Origin of the sequence: Streptomyces beigongshangae (genome assembly GCF_019710745.1) — a bacterium.
In the GTDB taxonomy this organism is placed as follows: Bacteria; Actinomycetota; Actinomycetes; order Streptomycetales; family Streptomycetaceae; genus Streptomyces; species Streptomyces beigongshangae.
Map to the genome: position 1 here is coordinate 1 of NZ_JAHKJW010000044.1, position 15835 is coordinate 15835.

The 15835-nt window shown below is 73.0% G+C and carries 15 protein-coding genes and 1 tRNA gene; 7 read left to right on the plus strand and 9 right to left on the minus strand.

Annotated features, from left to right (window positions below):
- On the plus strand, positions 1 to 1331 hold a 1331-nt coding region (locus KM933_RS28250; RefSeq protein ID WP_221357326.1), incomplete at its 5' end, for a tetratricopeptide repeat protein.
- Positions 1332 to 1394: 63 nt separating this feature from the next.
- Here the strand turns inward: KM933_RS28250 and hppD are convergent.
- Positions 1395 to 2540, minus strand: a complete 1146-nt coding sequence (gene hppD, locus KM933_RS28255) for a 4-hydroxyphenylpyruvate dioxygenase (RefSeq protein ID WP_221357327.1) — start codon at positions 2538 to 2540, stop codon at positions 1395 to 1397.
- Between the two features lie 121 nt (positions 2541 to 2661).
- On the opposite strand from hppD, the gene KM933_RS28260 reads away from it, so the two are divergent.
- The 5 genes from KM933_RS28260 to KM933_RS28280 are packed head-to-tail and all read left to right on the plus strand — an operon-like array spanning position 2662 to position 6971.
- Entirely contained in the window at positions 2662 to 3162 is a 501-nt protein-coding gene (locus KM933_RS28260; protein WP_221357328.1) for an Lrp/AsnC family transcriptional regulator, read from the plus strand.
- A 15-nt stretch (positions 3163 to 3177) separates the two neighbouring features.
- Positions 3178 to 3825 carry an ABC transporter permease gene (locus KM933_RS28265; protein ID WP_221357329.1) on the plus strand — a complete coding sequence of 216 codons (648 nt, stop codon included), beginning with the start codon at positions 3178 to 3180 and terminating at the stop codon, positions 3823 to 3825.
- Positions 3818 to 5116: a betaine/proline/choline family ABC transporter ATP-binding protein gene (locus tag KM933_RS28270; protein ID WP_221357330.1), complete on the plus strand. Its 1299-nt coding sequence runs from the start codon at positions 3818 to 3820 to the stop codon at positions 5114 to 5116. Before KM933_RS28265 ends, KM933_RS28270 begins: the two co-directional genes overlap by 8 nt.
- A complete protein-coding gene (locus KM933_RS28275) occupies positions 5113 to 5973 on the plus strand; it encodes an ABC transporter permease (RefSeq protein ID WP_221357336.1) in 861 nt (286 codons plus the stop codon). The genes KM933_RS28270 and KM933_RS28275 overlap by 4 nt, the downstream gene beginning before the upstream one ends.
- Entirely contained in the window at positions 5970 to 6971 is a 1002-nt protein-coding gene (locus KM933_RS28280) for a glycine betaine ABC transporter substrate-binding protein (protein ID WP_221357337.1), read from the plus strand. Before KM933_RS28275 ends, KM933_RS28280 begins: the two co-directional genes overlap by 4 nt.
- Positions 6972 to 7035: 64 nt before the next feature.
- Here KM933_RS28280 and KM933_RS28285 read toward each other — a convergent pair whose 3' ends face one another.
- The 6 genes from KM933_RS28285 to KM933_RS28310 form a co-directional block, all read right to left on the minus strand.
- On the minus strand, positions 7036 to 7836 hold the full coding sequence (locus tag KM933_RS28285; RefSeq protein ID WP_221357338.1) for a S16 family serine protease: 801 nt from the start codon (positions 7834 to 7836) through the stop codon (positions 7036 to 7038).
- 418 nt (positions 7837 to 8254) lie between these two features.
- A complete protein-coding gene (locus KM933_RS28290; RefSeq protein WP_173894883.1) occupies positions 8255 to 8896 on the minus strand; it encodes an IclR family transcriptional regulator in 642 nt (213 codons plus the stop codon).
- Positions 8897 to 9339: 443 nt separating this feature from the next.
- Positions 9340 to 11142 (minus strand): DEAD/DEAH box helicase, encoded by a 1803-nt coding sequence (locus KM933_RS28295; protein ID WP_221357339.1) that lies wholly within the window; start codon positions 11140 to 11142, stop codon positions 9340 to 9342.
- Between the two features lie 217 nt (positions 11143 to 11359).
- Complete coding sequence (locus KM933_RS28300; protein WP_221357357.1) at positions 11360 to 11746, minus strand: type II toxin-antitoxin system death-on-curing family toxin; 387 nt, start codon at positions 11744 to 11746, stop codon at positions 11360 to 11362.
- Positions 11747 to 11944: an Arc family DNA-binding protein gene (locus KM933_RS28305; RefSeq protein WP_221357451.1), complete on the minus strand. Its 198-nt coding sequence runs from the start codon at positions 11942 to 11944 to the stop codon at positions 11747 to 11749.
- Positions 11945 to 11985: 41 nt separating this feature from the next.
- Positions 11986 to 13449 (minus strand): MFS transporter, encoded by a 1464-nt coding sequence (locus KM933_RS28310; RefSeq protein ID WP_221357358.1) that lies wholly within the window; start codon positions 13447 to 13449, stop codon positions 11986 to 11988.
- A 166-nt stretch (positions 13450 to 13615) separates the two neighbouring features.
- Here KM933_RS28310 and KM933_RS28315 point away from each other — a divergent pair.
- Positions 13616 to 13687 (plus strand) — tRNA-Cys (locus KM933_RS28315).
- Between the two features lie 86 nt (positions 13688 to 13773).
- Here KM933_RS28315 and KM933_RS28320 read toward each other — a convergent pair.
- On the minus strand, positions 13774 to 14964 hold the full coding sequence (locus KM933_RS28320) for an SUKH-4 family immunity protein (RefSeq protein WP_221357453.1): 1191 nt from the start codon (positions 14962 to 14964) through the stop codon (positions 13774 to 13776).
- 291 nt (positions 14965 to 15255) lie between these two features.
- Complete coding sequence (locus KM933_RS28325) at positions 15256 to 15789, minus strand: AAA family ATPase (RefSeq protein WP_221357360.1); 534 nt, start codon at positions 15787 to 15789, stop codon at positions 15256 to 15258.
- Positions 15790 to 15835: the final 46 nt, after the last annotated feature.

The following is a 15835-nucleotide window of genomic DNA, read 5'->3' on the forward strand; positions in this document are numbered from 1 at the left end:
CCGTCGCGCGCGCCGCCGGCGCGGTCGGGACCGGGGCGCCCGCCTCGCTGCCCGACCTGGCCGCGCTCATCGCCGACCGCGAGGCGCGCCTGCGGGCCCGACCGGGTGACGCGCGGTCCTGGGCCGAGCTCGGCACGGCGTACGTGGAGCGGGGCGGGCGGACCGCCGAGCCCGGGTACTACCCGAAGGCCGAGACGGCGCTGCGCAGGTCGCTGAAGGGCCGGCCGAAGGCGAACACCGAGGCGCTGCGGGGGCTCGCCGTGCTCGCCAACGCCCGGCACGACTTCCGGGCCGCGCGGAAGTGGGGCGAGGCCGCGGTGGCCGCCTCGCCCGGGCGGTGGACCGCGTACCCGCCGCTCATCGACGCGTACCGGGGACTAGGCGACCACAAGGCCGCGCGCAAGGCGCTGACCCGGCTCGCCGGGCTCCCGCCGGGAGGCCGGGCGCCCAGGGTGCGTGTGCTGACCGTCTCCGGGCTCGTGCACCGGGACCGGGGGCGGGTCGAGGACTCCGCCGCCGCGCTGTCCGACGCGGCGGCGCTCGCCTCCACTCCGGCCGAGCGGGCCGGCTGTCTCGTGCGGATCGGGGAGCTGGCCCAGGAGCGCGGGGAGCCCGCCGAGGCGTTGCGCGCCTTCGACGCCGCGCTGCGGGCCGAGCCCGGTGAGCACGCGGCGCGGGCCGGGCGGGGCCGGGCGCTGGCCGCGCTGGGGCGGCACTCGGAGGCGCTGCGGGCGTATCAGTGGGCGATGGTGACACGGCCGTTGCCGCGGTACGCGCTGGAGCTCGGCGAGCTGTACGAGTCGCTGGGGATGAGCGGGGCCGCGCGGGCCCAGTACGACGTGGTGCGGGCGCGGGTGCGGGAGGGGCGTGCGGGAGGGGTGAGCGAGGAGCTGCTGCTCGGGCTGTTCGAGGCGGACCACGGGGGTCCGAGGGGCGCGCGGGAGGCCGTGCGGCGGTTGCGGGCGGAGTGGGCGCGGCATCCTTCCGCGGCGGTGGCGGACGCGTTGGGGTGGGCGTTGCACCGGGCCGGGGAGGACGAGGAGGCGCTCGTCCTCGCCCGGCGGGCGACGGACCGGCGGCGCGGGGGCGCGGCGCGGGTCGCCCTGTACTCGTTCCACCGGGGGATGGCCGAGCGGGAGACGGGGGCGCTCGGGGCGGCCCGGCGGCATCTCGAGGAGGCGTTGCGGATCGATCCGGCGTTCTCGCCCGTTCTCGCGCCGGTCGCCTCGAAGGTGTTGCGCGAACTCGACGCGTGTGACCTCGCGGCGGACTGCGACGTACCGGCACGGCCCGCTCCCGTTCGTACGGCCCCCGCGGGAGCGGGAGGGTGACGGGGGGCGGCCCCGCGGTGGGGGTCGCGGGGCCGCAGGGGGTGGCTCAGGGGCAAGGGGTGATCAGAGGTTGCCCCGGCGTTCCTGCTCTCGTTCGATCGCCTCGAAGAGGGCCTTGAAGTTGCCCTTGCCGAAGCCCATCGAGCCGTGGCGTTCGATCATCTCGAAGAAGACGGTCGGACGGTCCTGGACCGGCTTGGTGAATATCTGGAGCAGATAGCCGTCCTCGTCGCGGTCGACCAGGATCTTCAGTTCGCGCAGGGTCTCCACGGGGACGCGGGTCTCGCCCGCCCACTCGCCGAGGGTGTCGTAGTAGGAGTCCGGGGTGTCCAGGAACTGCACGCCCGCGGCGCGCATCGCGCGGACCGAGGCGACGATGTCGTTGGTGTTCAGGGCGATGTGCTGGACGCCCGCGCCGCCGTAGAACTCCAGGTACTCGTCGATCTGCGACTTCTTCTTGGCGACGGCGGGCTCGTTGATCGGGAACTTGACCTTGAGCGTGCCGTCGGCGACGACCTTGGACATCAGGGCGCTGTACTCGGTGGCGATGTCGTCGCCCACGAACTCCTTCATGTTCGTGAAGCCCATGACCTTGTTGTAGAAGCCGACCCATTCGTTCATCCGGCCCAGCTCGACGTTGCCCACGCAGTGGTCGACGGCCTGGAAGGTGCGCTGCGCGGGCGGCTCGACGATCGGCGCGGCGGCCGCGTAACCGGGGAGGTACGGGCCCTCGTAGCCCGTGCGCTCCACCAGCGTGTGGCGGGTCTTGCCGTACGTGGCGATCGCGGCCAGGACGACCGTGCCGTGCTCGTCCTTCACCTCGTACGGCTCGGCGAGGGGGCGGGCCCCGTGCTCGACGGCGTACGCGAACGCGGTGCGGGCGTCCGGCACCTCGATCGCCAGGTCCACGACGCCGTCGCCGTGTTCGGCCACGTGCTCGGCGAGGAAGTGGCCCCAGGGGGTGGCGGGCTTGATGACCGAGGTGAACACGAACCGGGCGGAGCCGTTCTCCAGCACGTAGCTCGCGGTCTCCCGGCTGCCGTTCTCCGGTCCGGAGTAGGCGACGAGCTTCATGCCGAAGGCCGTGGAGTAGTAGTGCGCCGCCTGCTTGGCGTTGCCCACGGCGAAGACGACCGCGTCCATTCCCTTGACCGGGAAGGGGTCTGCCTGCCGCGCGGTGTCGGGGGTGTGGTGGGTTGTCTGAGTCATGGCCGCAGGTTCCCCCTGTTCCACAAGGTGCGCAATAGTTTGTGGAATCACTGGGCAACTTGTGCAGTGGATGGGTTCACCGACCGTGCGTTGTGTACATGATGACCATCGTGGAGGTCCTGTGGCGATCGATCGTCTGGACGGGCGGCTCATCGTGCTGCTGGCCCGGGAGCCGCGGATCGGTGTGCTGGAGATGTCCCGCCGGCTCGGGGTCGCGCGCGGGACCGTGCAGGCGCGGCTGGACCGGCTTCAGTCGAACGGAGTCATCCGGGGGTTCGGGCCGCAGGTGGATCCCGGAGCCCTCGGCTACCCCGTCACCGCGTTCGCGACCCTGGAGATCCGGCAGGGTCAAGGAGCGGACGTGCGCGCGCACTTGGCGACCGTGCCCGAGGTGCTGGAGCTGCACACGACCACGGGCGGCGGGGACATGCTGTGCCGGCTCGTGGCCCGGTCCAACGCCGATCTTCAGCGGGTGATCGACCGGGTCGTCGGTTTTGATGGCATCGTCCGGGCCTCCACGGCGATCGTCATGGAGAACCCGGTCCCGCTGCGGATCATCCCGCTGGTGGAGCAGGCCGCGAGGGACGACGACCACTGGACGGGCAGGCGAGCGAGCGAGTGAGCGGGGTGACTGCGGGTGAACTTCTGGGACTACCTCGGCAGTCGCCATCAGCAGCTCCTCGCCGACGCCTACCAGCACGCCAGTGCCGTCCTCCAGTGCATGGTCGTCGCGACCGTCCTGGGCGTCGCGATCGGGGTGCTCACCTACCGCAGCGACTGGGCGGGGACCCTGGCCACGACGGCGACCACGACCCTGCTGACGATCCCCTCGCTCGCCATGATCGGTCTGCTGATCCCGGTCGTGGGGCTCGGAGTCCCGCCCACGGTCATCGCCCTGACCCTGTACGGGCTGCTGCCGATCGTCCGCAACGCGATCGTCGGGCTGCGCGGGGTCGACCCCTCGCTGGTGGACGCGGCGACCGGGATCGGGATGTCGCGCCCGGCCCGGCTCGTACGGGTCGAGTTGCCGCTGGCCTGGCCGCCGATCCTGACCGGGATCCGGGTCTCCACGCAGATGCTGATGGGCATCGCCGCCATCGCCGCGTACGCCTCCGGTCCCGGGCTCGGCAACGAGATCTTCCGCGGCATCGCCTCCCTGGGCAGCAGGAACGCGCTCAACCAGGTGCTCGCGGGCACGCTCGGGATCATTGTCCTCGCGCTGCTGTTCGACGCCGCGTACGTCGTCGTCGGGCGGCTGACCGTCCCCAGGGGGATCCGTGTCTGAGACGGCCCGGACCGCCGGGACCACAGGAGCCACAGAAGTCGCCGGAGCCACCGGGGACGCCGGGGCCACCGGGGCCACCATCCGGCTGGAGGACCTCAGCAAGCGGTATCCCGGGAACCCCGCCCCCGCGGTGGACGGCGTCACCATGCAGATCGACGCGGGTGAGCTCGTCGTCCTCGTGGGCCCCTCGGGGTGCGGGAAGTCCACCACGCTGAAGATGATCAACCGGCTGATCGAGCCCACGGGCGGGCGGATCCGGATCGGCGGCGAGGACGTCACCCACATGGATCCCGTGAAGCTGCGGCGCAAGATCGGGTACGCCATCCAGTCCTCGGGACTCTTCCCGCATATGACGGTCGCCCAGAACATCGCCCTCGTACCGAGGATGACGGGCTGGTCGAAGGCGCGCATCGCGGACCGGGTCGAGGAGATGCTGGACCTCGTCGGCCTCGACGCCGGTGAGTTCCACGGACGCTACCCGCGCCAGTTGTCGGGCGGCCAGCAGCAACGGGTGGGGGTGGCGCGGGCGCTGGCCGCCGACCCTCCCGTGCTGCTGATGGACGAGCCGTTCGGTGCCGTCGACCCCATCACGCGCGACCACCTCCAGGACGAGCTGATCCGGCTCCAGCACGAGCTGCACAAGACCATCGTGTTCGTCACGCACGACTTCGACGAGGCCATCAAGCTGGGTGACCGGATCGCGGTGCTGCGGGAGCGATCGCACATCGCGCAGTTCGACACCCCGGAGGCGATCCTCACCAACCCCGCCGACGACTTCGTGTCCGGGTTCGTGGGCGCCGGCGCCGCACTGAAGCGGCTGAACCTGACCCGCGTACGGGACGTGGAGATCACCGGCTACCCGACCGTGACCGTCGACGACCCGCTTCAGGAGATCTTCAACAGGGTCAGGGCGAGCGGTACGAACGAGATCCTGCTGCTCGACCGGCACGGGCGGCCCCACAAGTGGCTGCGGCGCGGGGACCTGATGCGCGCCCGGGGCTCGCTGGCCCGGGCCGGCACGCCGGTGAACGACACGGTCACCCGGGACGCGACGCTGCGGGACGCGCTGGAGGCCGTGCTCACGGACAACGCGGGGCGGGTCGTGGTGACCGGGCGGCGCGGGGAGTACACCGGCGTGGTCGACATGGAGACGCTGATGAACTCCGTGCGCGAACTGCTGGAGGCCGACCGGCTCGACGCGGTGGAGCACCGGCACGAACTGGAGGAGGCGCGCGGCGAGCAGACCCGCCACGCGCAGGAGGGCGCGGCCCGCGGGGAGGCGGGAGCGTGAGCGGCGGGGTCGGCCCGGGGCACGCGGGTCCGGGGGCCGGGCGGGAGGCCGCTCCGGAGGCCGGGCGGGAGGCCGGGCGGGAGGCCGTGTTCGGCGAGGGGCCCGCCGGGGCGTACGTGCCCCGCATCGGGTGGCGGAAGCTGACCTTCCTGCCCGCCGTTCTGGTGGCGGGGCTGTTCGCCACCTGGCTCTGGTTCCGGCAGGCGGACCTGGACCCGCTCTCCGAGAACGCGCTCTCGAACGGCCAGGTCTGGAAGGCGCTGCGCCAGCACGTCGAGCTGACCGTGATCTCCACGTTCTTCGTGCTGGTCATCGCGATCCCGCTGGGCGTCCTGCTGACGCGCGGGGCCTTCCGCGGGGCGGCCCCGGTGGTGACGGCCCTCGCCAACACCGGACAGGCGACGCCCGCGATCGGTCTGCTGGCCCTGCTGGTGATCTGGCTGGGCATCGGGCGCCGGGCGGCTCTGATCGGCATCATCGCGTACGCCGTCCTGCCGGTCCTGTCGAACACGATCGCCGGGCTGAAGGCCAACGACCCGACGCTCCTGGAGGCCGCACGGGGCATCGGCATGTCACCGCTGGGCGTGCTGGGCCGGATCGAGCTCCCGCTCGCCGTACCGCTGATCCTCGCGGGGGTGCGGACCGCGCTCGTCCTGAACGTGGGCACGGCGACGCTCGCCACCTTCGGCGGGGGCGGCGGGCTCGGCGTGCTGATCACGACCGGGATCACCAGTCAGCGGATGCCGGTGCTGCTCCTCGGCTCGATCCTGACCGTCGCGCTGGCACTGCTGGTCGACTGGCTGGCGTCGCTGGCGGAACTGCTGCTCGGTCCGCGCGGCCTGGAGGCGGGCGCATGAGCACGGGACGGCGTACGGGGTGGTGCACGGGACGGCGGCGTACGGCTCTGGTGGCGGCCGGGGCGCTGCTGGCGGCGGTCTCCGGGTGCGGGCTGACCAGCGGTTCGCCCATGGTCGACGACGTGCGGCCGGGGTCGGTCGGGCGGGGGCAGCCGCTGAAGGGCGCCGAGCTCACCGTGACGTCGAAGGAGTTCACCGAGCAGCTCGTGCTCGGCGCGATCATGGGCATCGCCTTCCAGGCGGCCGGCGCCGAGGTCCTGGACCGCACGGGCATCCAGGGGTCCGTCGGCTCCCGGGAGGCGGTCAGGGGCGGGGACGCGGACGCCTCGTACGAGTACACGGGCACCGCCTGGATCACCTACCTGGGCAACAGCGATCCCCTCCCGGAACCGGACCGGCAGTGGGAGGCCGTGCGCGACGCCGACCGGAGGAACGGGCTGACCTGGCTGGCGCCGTCGGCGCTGAACAACACGTACGCGCTGGCCATGAACCGGGCCGCCGCCGAGAAGTACGGCACGAGGACGCTCTCCGACGTCGCCGACCTCGCGGAGTCGGACCCCGGGGCCGTCACGGTCTGCGTGGAGGGCGAGTTCGCCAACCGGGCGGACGGGCTGCCCGGTCTGCAGCGGACGTACGGGATGGGACTGCCCGCCGGGAACGTCACGCAGATGGACACCGGGATCATCTACACCCAGGTGTCCAAGGGGAGTTGCACCTACGGGGAGGTCTTCACCACCGACGGGCGCATCAAGTCCATGGGGCTCGTGGTGATGGCGGACGACAGGGGGTTCTTCCCCCACTACAACGCGGCTCCCCAGATCAACTCCAGGACCCTGGAGAAGTATCCGCAGATCGCCGAGGTCCTCGCCCCGGTCACCGAGCGCCTGGACAACGAGGTGGCACGGGAGCTGAACGCCAGGGTGGACGTCGACGGCGAGGACCCGCACGCGGTGGCGCTGGACTGGATGAAGACGGAGGGCTTCGTGAAGGAGGGCTAGGAGGAGGAAGACCAGGAGGAGTCAGGGGGCCGGGGGGAGTCGGGGGAGCCGGGAGGAGGGGCAGCTAGCAGGAGGGGACGGAGCCCCGTCCCCTCTCCAGCGCCACCAGGGAGTCCACGGCGCCCTTCAGTGTCGTCACCGGGATGAGGCGGAGCCCTTCCGGCAGCTCGGACTGCGCGTCCGCGCACTCCGCCTTCGGGACCAGGAAGACCGTCGCGCCGTCGCGGCGGGCGGCCTGGGTCTTGAGGGCCACCCCGCCGACCGCGCCGACCTTCCCGTCGGCGTCGATCGTCCCCGTACCCGCGATCACCCGGCCGCCCGTGAGGTCGCCGCCGCTGCCGTCGCCGTCCAGTTTGTCGACGATGCCGAGGGAGAAGAGCAGGCCGGCGCTCGGGCCGCCCACGTCGGCGAGTTCCAGGGCGACCTCGATGTCGTCCGACCGCTCGCCCAGGTGGTCCAGGGCCGCCTCGGTGGCGGTGTCCTGGGACTCGCGCATCTCCTCGGCGTTGTACTCCTCGATCTCCTTGACGCTGTCCCCGTTGGGGTAGACCGCGTCGCGCGGCATGACCGCACGGTCCGTGCGGAACCAGCCGTCGAGCACGTCACCGAGGCCGATGTGCGCGTCCGGGCCCGTCGCCTCGATGGTCGTCATCCGCAGCTGCCCGCTCGTCCCGCGGCTCTTCGCGCCGGAGATCGTGATCACCGGCTCGCCCTTGTTCTCACCGAGGACGTCCGCCGTCATACCGGGCTGGGCCAGCGAGAACGGCAACGGCACGAACGCCGCCGCACCGACCAGAACCACCACGGGAACGGCACAGACGGCAACGGCCCGAAGGCGAGAAAGGCGCGGGAGGCGAGAAAGCACGGAATCAATCTAACGCGAGACCGTCCCCCGCCAGGGGCCGCCCTCTTCAAACACCGGCCACGACCGACACCCTCAGGGGCGCGGGGAACCGCGCGACCAGCCCCATCCGACCCGCCCTCTTCAAACACCGGCCACGACCGACACCCTCAGGGGCGCGGGGAACCGCGCGACCAGCCCCATCCGACCCGCCCTCTTCAAACACCGGCCACGACCGACACCCTCAGGGGCGCGGGGAACCGCGCGACCAGCCCCATCCGACCCGCCCTCTTCAAACACCGGCCACGACCGACACCCTCAGGGGCGCGGGGAACCGCGCGACCAGCCACCTCCGACCCCCACCCGGCACACCACCCCGGGCCGCTCGCCGGGGCAACCGCCAAGGCACCTGCCAAGTCGCCCGCCAAGGCACCCACCAGGGTCACCGCAGCGCGTCGGCCACCTCCCGGGCCGCGTCGACGACCCGCGGCCCCACCCGCTCCGGCACGGCGTCCGCCAGCATCACCACCCCCACACTCCCCTCGACCCCCGTCACCCCGATCAGCGCCGCCGCGGCCCCGCTCGCCCCGGCCTCCAGCTCCCCGTGCGTGAGGGTGTAGCCGGGCCCGTCCGGGGCCCCGGCCCGGGCGGCGAGGATCGCCTTGCCGGCGGCCCCCCGCTCCAGTGGGTGCCGGAACCCGGCCCGGTAGGCCACGTGGTAGTCCGTCCACGTCGGCTCGACCACGGCGACGGCGAGCGCCTCCGTACCGTCGACCAGCGTGAGGTGGGCGGTCGCTCCGATGTCCTCCGCCAGCGACCGCAGCGCGGGCAGCGCGGCCTCGCGGACCAGCGGGTGCACCTGCCGGCCGAGCCGCAGCACCCCGAGCCCGACCCGGGCCCGGCCGCCGAGGTCGCGGCGCACGAGGGCGTGCTGTTCCAGCGTGGCGAGCAGCCGGTACACGACGGTCCGGTTGACTCCGAGTTTGTTGGACAGCTCGGTGACGGTCAGCCCGTGGTCGGTGTCGGCGAGCAGCTTGAGGACGCGCAGTCCCCGGTCGAGCGTCTGGGAGGTCTCCGCGGTCACGACGCCCACTCCTTAGTGGTGAGAGTCGGCGGCCCCCCTACGCGGCGGATACGTCGCCGGTCCCGTCGGCGACGCGCGTCAGAGGCCGCCGGTCGGCAGCGTCCCGGGCACTCCCGGGCGGGCACCGGCTGCGCTCCGCGGCGGCGCTGCCACGGGGCGTGTGCGTAGCGGGACAGTAGCGAGCCGGTTCGCTCAGCGGAAGGCTCCGTCCAGAATCCGGTCAGGCGCAGGTACGGACCGCCCTCGGTTACTCATGGTTTGATCCACTTATCGCCGGATGTGGGCGGCGCGCACCGGACCGGTGCGGAGCGCGCACGCGAACGGGCGCCCGGCGCCAGGACACGCGCGAGCGCCGGTGCCAGAACGGCACCGGCGCTCGTGAAGGCGTACCCGCGCAGGCCGTACCCGCGCGGACGTCCCCGCGCAGGGCATGCCGACGGAGGTCACCGCATGCGGGTGGCCCACTCCTGGACCTTGGCGATCCGCTGGCGCAGCTGCCCGGCGGTCGCCTCCGCGCTCGGCGGTCCCCCGCACACGCGGCGCAGCTCGGTGTGGATCACGCCGTGCGGCTTGCCGCTCTGGTGGACGTACGCGCCGACCATGGTGTTGAGCTTCTTCCGCAGTTCCATCATCTCCTTGTGGGAGACCACGGGGCGGCGCTCGGCGGGCAGTTCGAGCAGGTCCGCCTCGTCGTCCGGCTTCCTGCGGCTGTGCGCGATCTGCCGGGCCTGCCGCTTCTGGAGCAGGAGCTGCACCTGGTCGGGCTCCAGCAGCCCCGGGATGCCCAGGTAGTCCTGCTCCTCCTCGCTCCCCGGGTGGGCCTGCATGCCGAACTCGGCGCCGTCGTAGAGGACCCGGTCGAAGACGGCCTCGGACTCCAGCGCCTCGAAGGCGAACTGCTCCTGCTCGCCGGTGTCCTCGTCCTCCTCCTTGTTCGCCTCCTCCATCTCCTTCTCGGACTCGGCGTACGGGTCCTCCTCGCCCTCCTTCTTGGGCTTGTCGAGGGCGTGGTCGCGCTCGACCTCCATCTCGTTGGCGAAGGTGAGGAGGTCGGGGACGGTCGGCAGGAAGACGGAGGCGGTCTCGCCGCGCCGCCGGGACCGTACGAAACGGCCGACGGCCTGCGCGAAGAAGAGCGGGGTGGAGATGGTGGTCGCGTACACGCCCACCGCGAGGCGGGGCACGTCGACGCCCTCGGACACCATGCGGACCGCGACCATCCAGCGGTCGTCGCTGTGGCTGAACTCGTCGATCCGCTTGGAGGCGCCCGTGTCGTCGGAGAGGACGAGGGTGGCCTTGGTGCCGGTTATCTCGCGGATGAGCTTGGCGTAGGCGCGGGCCGAGTCCTGGTCGGAGGCGATGACGAGGGCGCCGGCGTCCGGGATGCCCTTGCGGACCTCGGTCAGCCGCTGGTCGGCGGCGCGCAGCACGCTGGGCATCCACTCGCCGCGCGGGTCGAGGGCGGTGCGCCATGCCTGGCTGACGGCGTCCTTGGTCATCGGCTCGCCGAGCCGGGCGGCGATCTCGTCCCCGGCCTTCGTGCGCCACCGCATGTTGCCGCTGTAGGAGAGGAAGATGACGGGCCGCACGACGCCGTCGCCGAGGGCGGAGCCGTACCCGTAGGTGTAGTCGGCGGCGGAGCGGCGGATCCCGTCGTTGCCCTCCTCGTACGCGACGAAGGGGATGGGGTTGGTGTCGGACCTGAAGGGCGTACCGGTGAGGGCGAGCCGGCGGGTGGCGGGCTCGAACGCCTCCAGGCACGCCTCGCCCCAGGACTTGGAGTCGCCGGCGTGGTGGATCTCGTCGAGGATGACGAGGGTCTTGCGCTGCTCGCAGCGGTTGCGGTGCAGCATGGGCCGTACGCCGACACCCGCGTAGGTCACGGCGACGCCCTGGTACTCCTTGCTCAGCGGGCCCGCGCTGTACTCGGGATCGAGTTTGATCCCGATCCGCGCGGCCGCGTCCGCCCACTGCTTCTTCAGGTGCTCGGTCGGCGCGACCACGGTCACCTGCTGCACGACGTGGTGGTGCAGCAGCCACGACGCGAGCGTCAGCGCGAAGGTCGTCTTGCCGGCGCCGGGCGTGGCGACGGCGAGGAAGTCGCGCGGCTGCTCCTGGAGGTACCGCTCCATCGCCCCCTGCTGCCAGGCGCGCAGCTTGTTGGCGGTGCCCCAGGGGGCCCGCCCGGGGAACGCGGGCGACAGGTGGTGCGAGGAGGAGGCACCGGCGACGGAAGAGGCGGGCACGGAGGGCCCTCCAGTGAGGATGTCGGTGGGCGACGGGCGGGCGGTAGTCACGGTCTCCGGAGGGTGGTCGAGGACAAGGGGCCGTGCGCGCCACGCCGGACGGGGTGATGGCGGACGACGGACGGCACAGCCGGGTATGACAACCGGGCCACCCTACCGGCGGCCCGCGAACGTCGACGCGCAGACGATGCGGGGACGGCGCCGGATGCGACCCAGGTCACATCGCCGAGTGCAGTCCCCTCAGCCGCGCGGCGAGCATCCGCACGTCCTCCAGCTTCCCGGAGGACACCTCGATCACGAGTTCGTACGCCTCGTCCTGGTCGACGTCGAGCATCTCGGTGCCGTTGAAGTCGAGGAAGACCACCGTCGACAGCCACGCCATGCGCTTGTTGCCGTCCACCAGGGGATGGTTCACGGCCAGCGACTGGAGCAGTGCCGCCGCCTTCTCGAAGAGGTCCGGGTACGCCTCGACGCCGAACATCCGCGACCGGGGGCGGTGAACGGCCGAGGCGAGCAGGCCGAGGTCGCGCACGGCCACCCGCGTCCGCTCCCCGCAGGCCAGTTCCGCCAGCTCCAGGACCTCCTGGGCCGTGAGGTACTTCACCTACTCCCCCAGCCTCCGCAGCAGGTCGGCGTGGCCCGTCGCGTACTTGGCCCCCAGCCGGCGGACGGTCGCCCGGTCCGTCTCCTGCTCCAGGTACCGGTCGATCGCCTGGAGCACTACGGCGTGCATGCTGCGCCCCTCCTCCTCGGCACGCAGCTTGAGCGCCTCCTGCTGGTCGTCGCGCAGACGAAGGTTCATGGCCATACCGTCATGGTACGGAAAGTGGGGCCATGGTGGTACTACCCGCTCCGCGCAGGCTGTGCGGTCCGCAGCCGTGTCGTCACCCAGGCTCCCACCAGTGCCACTCCCGCCATCGGCAGGAACACCGCCACGAAGGCGGTCGGGTGGCCGCCCGAGGCTTGGGTGGCCGCGTGGGCGACCGTGCCGCCGCCCAGTGCCGCGAAGGCCGCTCCGCCCGCGGCGAGGAGGACGACGTTGGCGAGGCCGTCGGATATCTGGAGGGCGGCGGAGTTCTTGCCCGCCTCGCCCGGGTCGGAGAGCTTCAGCAGCAGGACGCTGCTGGAGGAGATCACCAGCCCCATGCCGAAGCAGCCGAACCCCCATGCCACCGCCACCGTCCAGACCGGCACCCCGTCGATCAGCACGCTCGGCGCGGCGGCGATGGCGGCCGCGGTCAGCACCATGCCCAGCGTCATCAGCCGCTCCCGGTACGGCTCCACGCGCGCCCGCGCCTGGACGAAGGAGCCCAGCGCCCAGGTGGCGCCGCCCGCCGCCAGCGAGAACCCGGCCATCGTCGGCGACAGCCCCCGCTCGGTGACCAGCATCAGCGGCACGAACGACTCGGCCGCGATGAAGGACCCGGCCGCCACCCCGCGCAGCAGCACCACGGACGGCAGTCCGCGCGCCGCCCGGTAGGTGCCGCGGGGCAGCAGTCCGAGCACCGCCGGGACCAGCAGGGCCGCTCCCGCCACGCCCGGGACCACGGACAGCCACCGCAGGTCCTGGGCGGCGTACTGGAGCAGACCGGCGCCCGCGGAGATGGCGAGGGCCAGCCGGATGCGCCGCCGGTCGAAGGGCGCCACGGGGGTCCCCTCCTCGGGCCCGGACGCCCGCCGCCGTATCTGCGGCAGCGCGAGCGCCAGCGGCAGGACGACCAGCACCGGCACGCCGACGAAGACCCAGCGCCAGCCGAGGTGCTCGGTCACCGCGCCGGCGGCGAGGGGACCGACGACGGACGGCACCACCCAGCTCGCCGCGAACGCCGCCATGATCGCGGGCCGCAGCCGCTCCGGATAGGCGCGTCCCACGACCACGTACAGCGCGACGATCACCAGGCCACCGCCGAACCCCTGGACGGCCCGGCCGAGGATGAACAGCCACATCGCCCCGGCCGTCCCGGAGAGCAGCAGCCCCGCCGCGAACGCCCCGATCCCCGCGGTGAGCGACCCCAGCGGGCCCGCCCGGTCCGACCACTGCCCGGCGAGCACCATGCCGAACAGGCTCGTCGTGAAGTACCCGGAGAACGCGAACGCGTACAGCGGGATCCCGTCGAGCTCCCGTGCCGCGACGGGCATCGCCGTCCCGACGGCCGTGGCCTCGAAGGCGATGAGCAGCACCACGGAGACGATCCCGATGCTCAGCGCCCGGTACGGACGGCCGAGGACGCCGTCCGGGGCAGGGGCTTCGGTCGGTGCGCTCGGAGCGGCGGCGACACCGGTGTCGCCCGGTTCGGGAAAGGTCATACCCGCCAGCGTAAGGGGCAAGCCCGACATTGACCCCTGTCCCCCCTCCACCCCCTTTGTGAACGCGGCATGGCAGTCCCGTTGCGGCCCCGGCGGTTCCCTTGGCCCCGCCCCGCTCCGGGCCTACGGTCGACACATCGGGCCCGGAACCTCGGACCCGACGTCCGGCCGTGTGCCCGAGTGGCTTAGGGACTCGCCTGCAAAGCGAGGCACGTGGGTTCGATTCCCGCCACGGCCTCCGGTCCGGCCCGGGGCCGGCCGCCTTCGGGTGGCCGGCCCCGGGGCGTGTGCGGGACGCGCAGGGGTCGGAGGAGTCACGAGGGGTCAGAGCGCGGCGGCCGTCTCGCGCCGGAGCGCCCGCGTCAGGGTCCGGGTCCAGTAGTGGTGGCCGTCCTTCCGGGTGAGGCCCGTCGGGTCCACCGCAGTGAGGGTCCGGGTCGTCGTCGTGGGCAGGTGGCCGCGGGCCTCCCCGGCCGGTTCACGGGGCAGGGACTCGGCGATCGTGCGCTCGCGGTGGAACAGCCACAGGGTGAAGGCCAGCGTGGAGACGTCCGTGTTCAGGGCGTACAGCCTGGCGTCCGGCTCGCTCCACTCCAGGATCGCGCCCGTCGTGCCGTCGACGACCAGGCTGTCGTCCCCGGCGAGGCCGCCGAGGCGTATCAGGCGGTCGGCGTCCGCGGGGAGCTGGTCGGGCGTGAGGACGTACGGGCGCTCGTCCTCGTAGTACTCGGCGAGCGTCGGCAGCGGCACGTCCGTGTCCAGGTGGAAGAGCGGGCCGTCCTCGGGCAGGCCCGTCTCCCGCAGGAAGCGCCGGGTCGGCCCGTGCGCGAGCGCCGCGGGGAAGTCGACGTCCTCGAAGCGCATCACCCGCCCCTGACCGAACTCCTGGTCCAGCAGACGGCCCGGCAGGTCGAGCGTCAGCGCCGCGTCGGCGGGCGGGCCCGCGACGAGGGCCAGCGGGCGGACCAGCGCGACCGTCCTCCAGAAGGGCGGGACCTCGCCGCCGGCGGACTCCTCGAAGAGCGCGAGGAGCCGCTGGGACATCCCGGTGACCGCCTTCGGCCCGAACCGGCCCTCGTAGGACGCGAACCGGCCCCGTCTTCCGGCCATCTCGTGCGTCGCCGCCACGAAGTCCGTGAGCGTCCGCAGCGAGGGGGCGAGCGGGAGGCGGTCCGCCGGGGCGGTCCGGCCGGGGAGGAGGCACGCGGTGGACACCTCGCCCGTCGCCCCGTCCAGCAGGACCGACTCGGTCTCCGGGCCCGCGGGGTTCCGCAGCGCACCGATCACCAACTGGTCGCGCAGGTCCGCCGGGAGGAACACCGGGTCGCCGGTCACCTCCGCCACGGTGCGCGGCCCGCCCGCGCGCAGTGCCCCGAAGGTCAGCAGGTCGCTGTCGGCCGGCAGGCCCGGTCCCGTCAGCAGGCGGCGCGTCGGCGGGTGCGTGACGTACGGGTCCAGAGCGTCCTCGGGCAGGATGATCGTGCCGGATCCGGTCACCGCGCCGGACCCCGTCATCGTGCCGGCCCCGACCGTCGCGCCGGAGGCAGCGCTCGCGCCGGAGACGGTGCTCGTCCCGGACGCGGTGCTCGTGCCGGTGCCGGTGTCCGTCGTGATCATCGTTCCCCCGTGGATCGTCGTTCACAGTCCCCCGGCAGGACCGGACCGGGCGGCATGCGCACAGGAGACCGCCACGACACCGCGGCACACTGAAGAAACCGGCCCGCCGCCCGGCGGTCCTCCCCCACTGCCGAGAACACTAGCGGGCACCACCGACAACGCCCCGGAACCGCCGTGACCAGCGCTTCTTCAGCGGATCCTGGCCTGTTCCCGCCCCGCCACGATCGCGTCCACCGTCTGCTCCACGGTCTGCCCGGAGGTGTCCAGCCACAGCCCGACGCGCGGGGTGTCCGCGCGCAGACCGCGGTCGAGCTCCCCGACGGTCCACGCGCCGTAGCCCGTCTTGGCCCGCCCGGCCTCCCGCTCCGCCACCGCCTCGGCGCGCGGCGCCAGCACGACGACGTACAGGGGGCGGGTCCGTACGAGTCCGGTGTACTCCGTCAGGTTCCCGCCCAGGACCACGTCCTGGACGACCGCGGTGAAGCCGGCCCGCGCGTACGCGTCCGCCGTCGCCGCCGAGAGGCGGTACCGCAACCGGAGCTGCGCCTCCGCCTCGCTCCCCGGCGCCGCTCCGGGCCCGTACTCCGCGCGCCCGCTGACGACCATCCGCCGGAACACGTCACCGCGTACGTGCGCGGCCCGCGGGAGCCTCTCGGCGAGCGCCTGCGCGACCGTGGACTTCCCGGCCGCCATGATGCCGGTGATCAGGACCACGCCGTCCATCGCCCGCCCTCCCCGCCGGCCGGGCCTTCGGGCCGAGGCGGACCGG

What these genes read in the sequence shown, in the direction of transcription:
- hppD (WP_221357327.1), bottom strand. Translation starts at nt 2,540, where the DNA reads ATGACTCAGACAACCCACCACACCCCCGACACCGCGCGGCAGGCAGAC.
- KM933_RS28280 (WP_221357337.1), top strand. Translation starts at nt 5,970, where the DNA reads ATGAGCACGGGACGGCGTACGGGGTGGTGCACGGGACGGCGGCGTACG.
- KM933_RS28305 (WP_221357451.1), bottom strand. Translation starts at nt 11,944, where the DNA reads ATGAACCTTCGTCTGCGCGACGACCAGCAGGAGGCGCTCAAGCTGCGT.
- KM933_RS28310 (WP_221357358.1), bottom strand. Translation starts at nt 13,449, where the DNA reads ATGACCTTTCCCGAACCGGGCGACACCGGTGTCGCCGCCGCTCCGAGC.
- KM933_RS28320 (WP_221357453.1), bottom strand. Translation starts at nt 14,964, where the DNA reads ATGACGGGGTCCGGCGCGGTGACCGGATCCGGCACGATCATCCTGCCC.
- KM933_RS28325 (WP_221357360.1), bottom strand. Translation starts at nt 15,789, where the DNA reads ATGGACGGCGTGGTCCTGATCACCGGCATCATGGCGGCCGGGAAGTCC.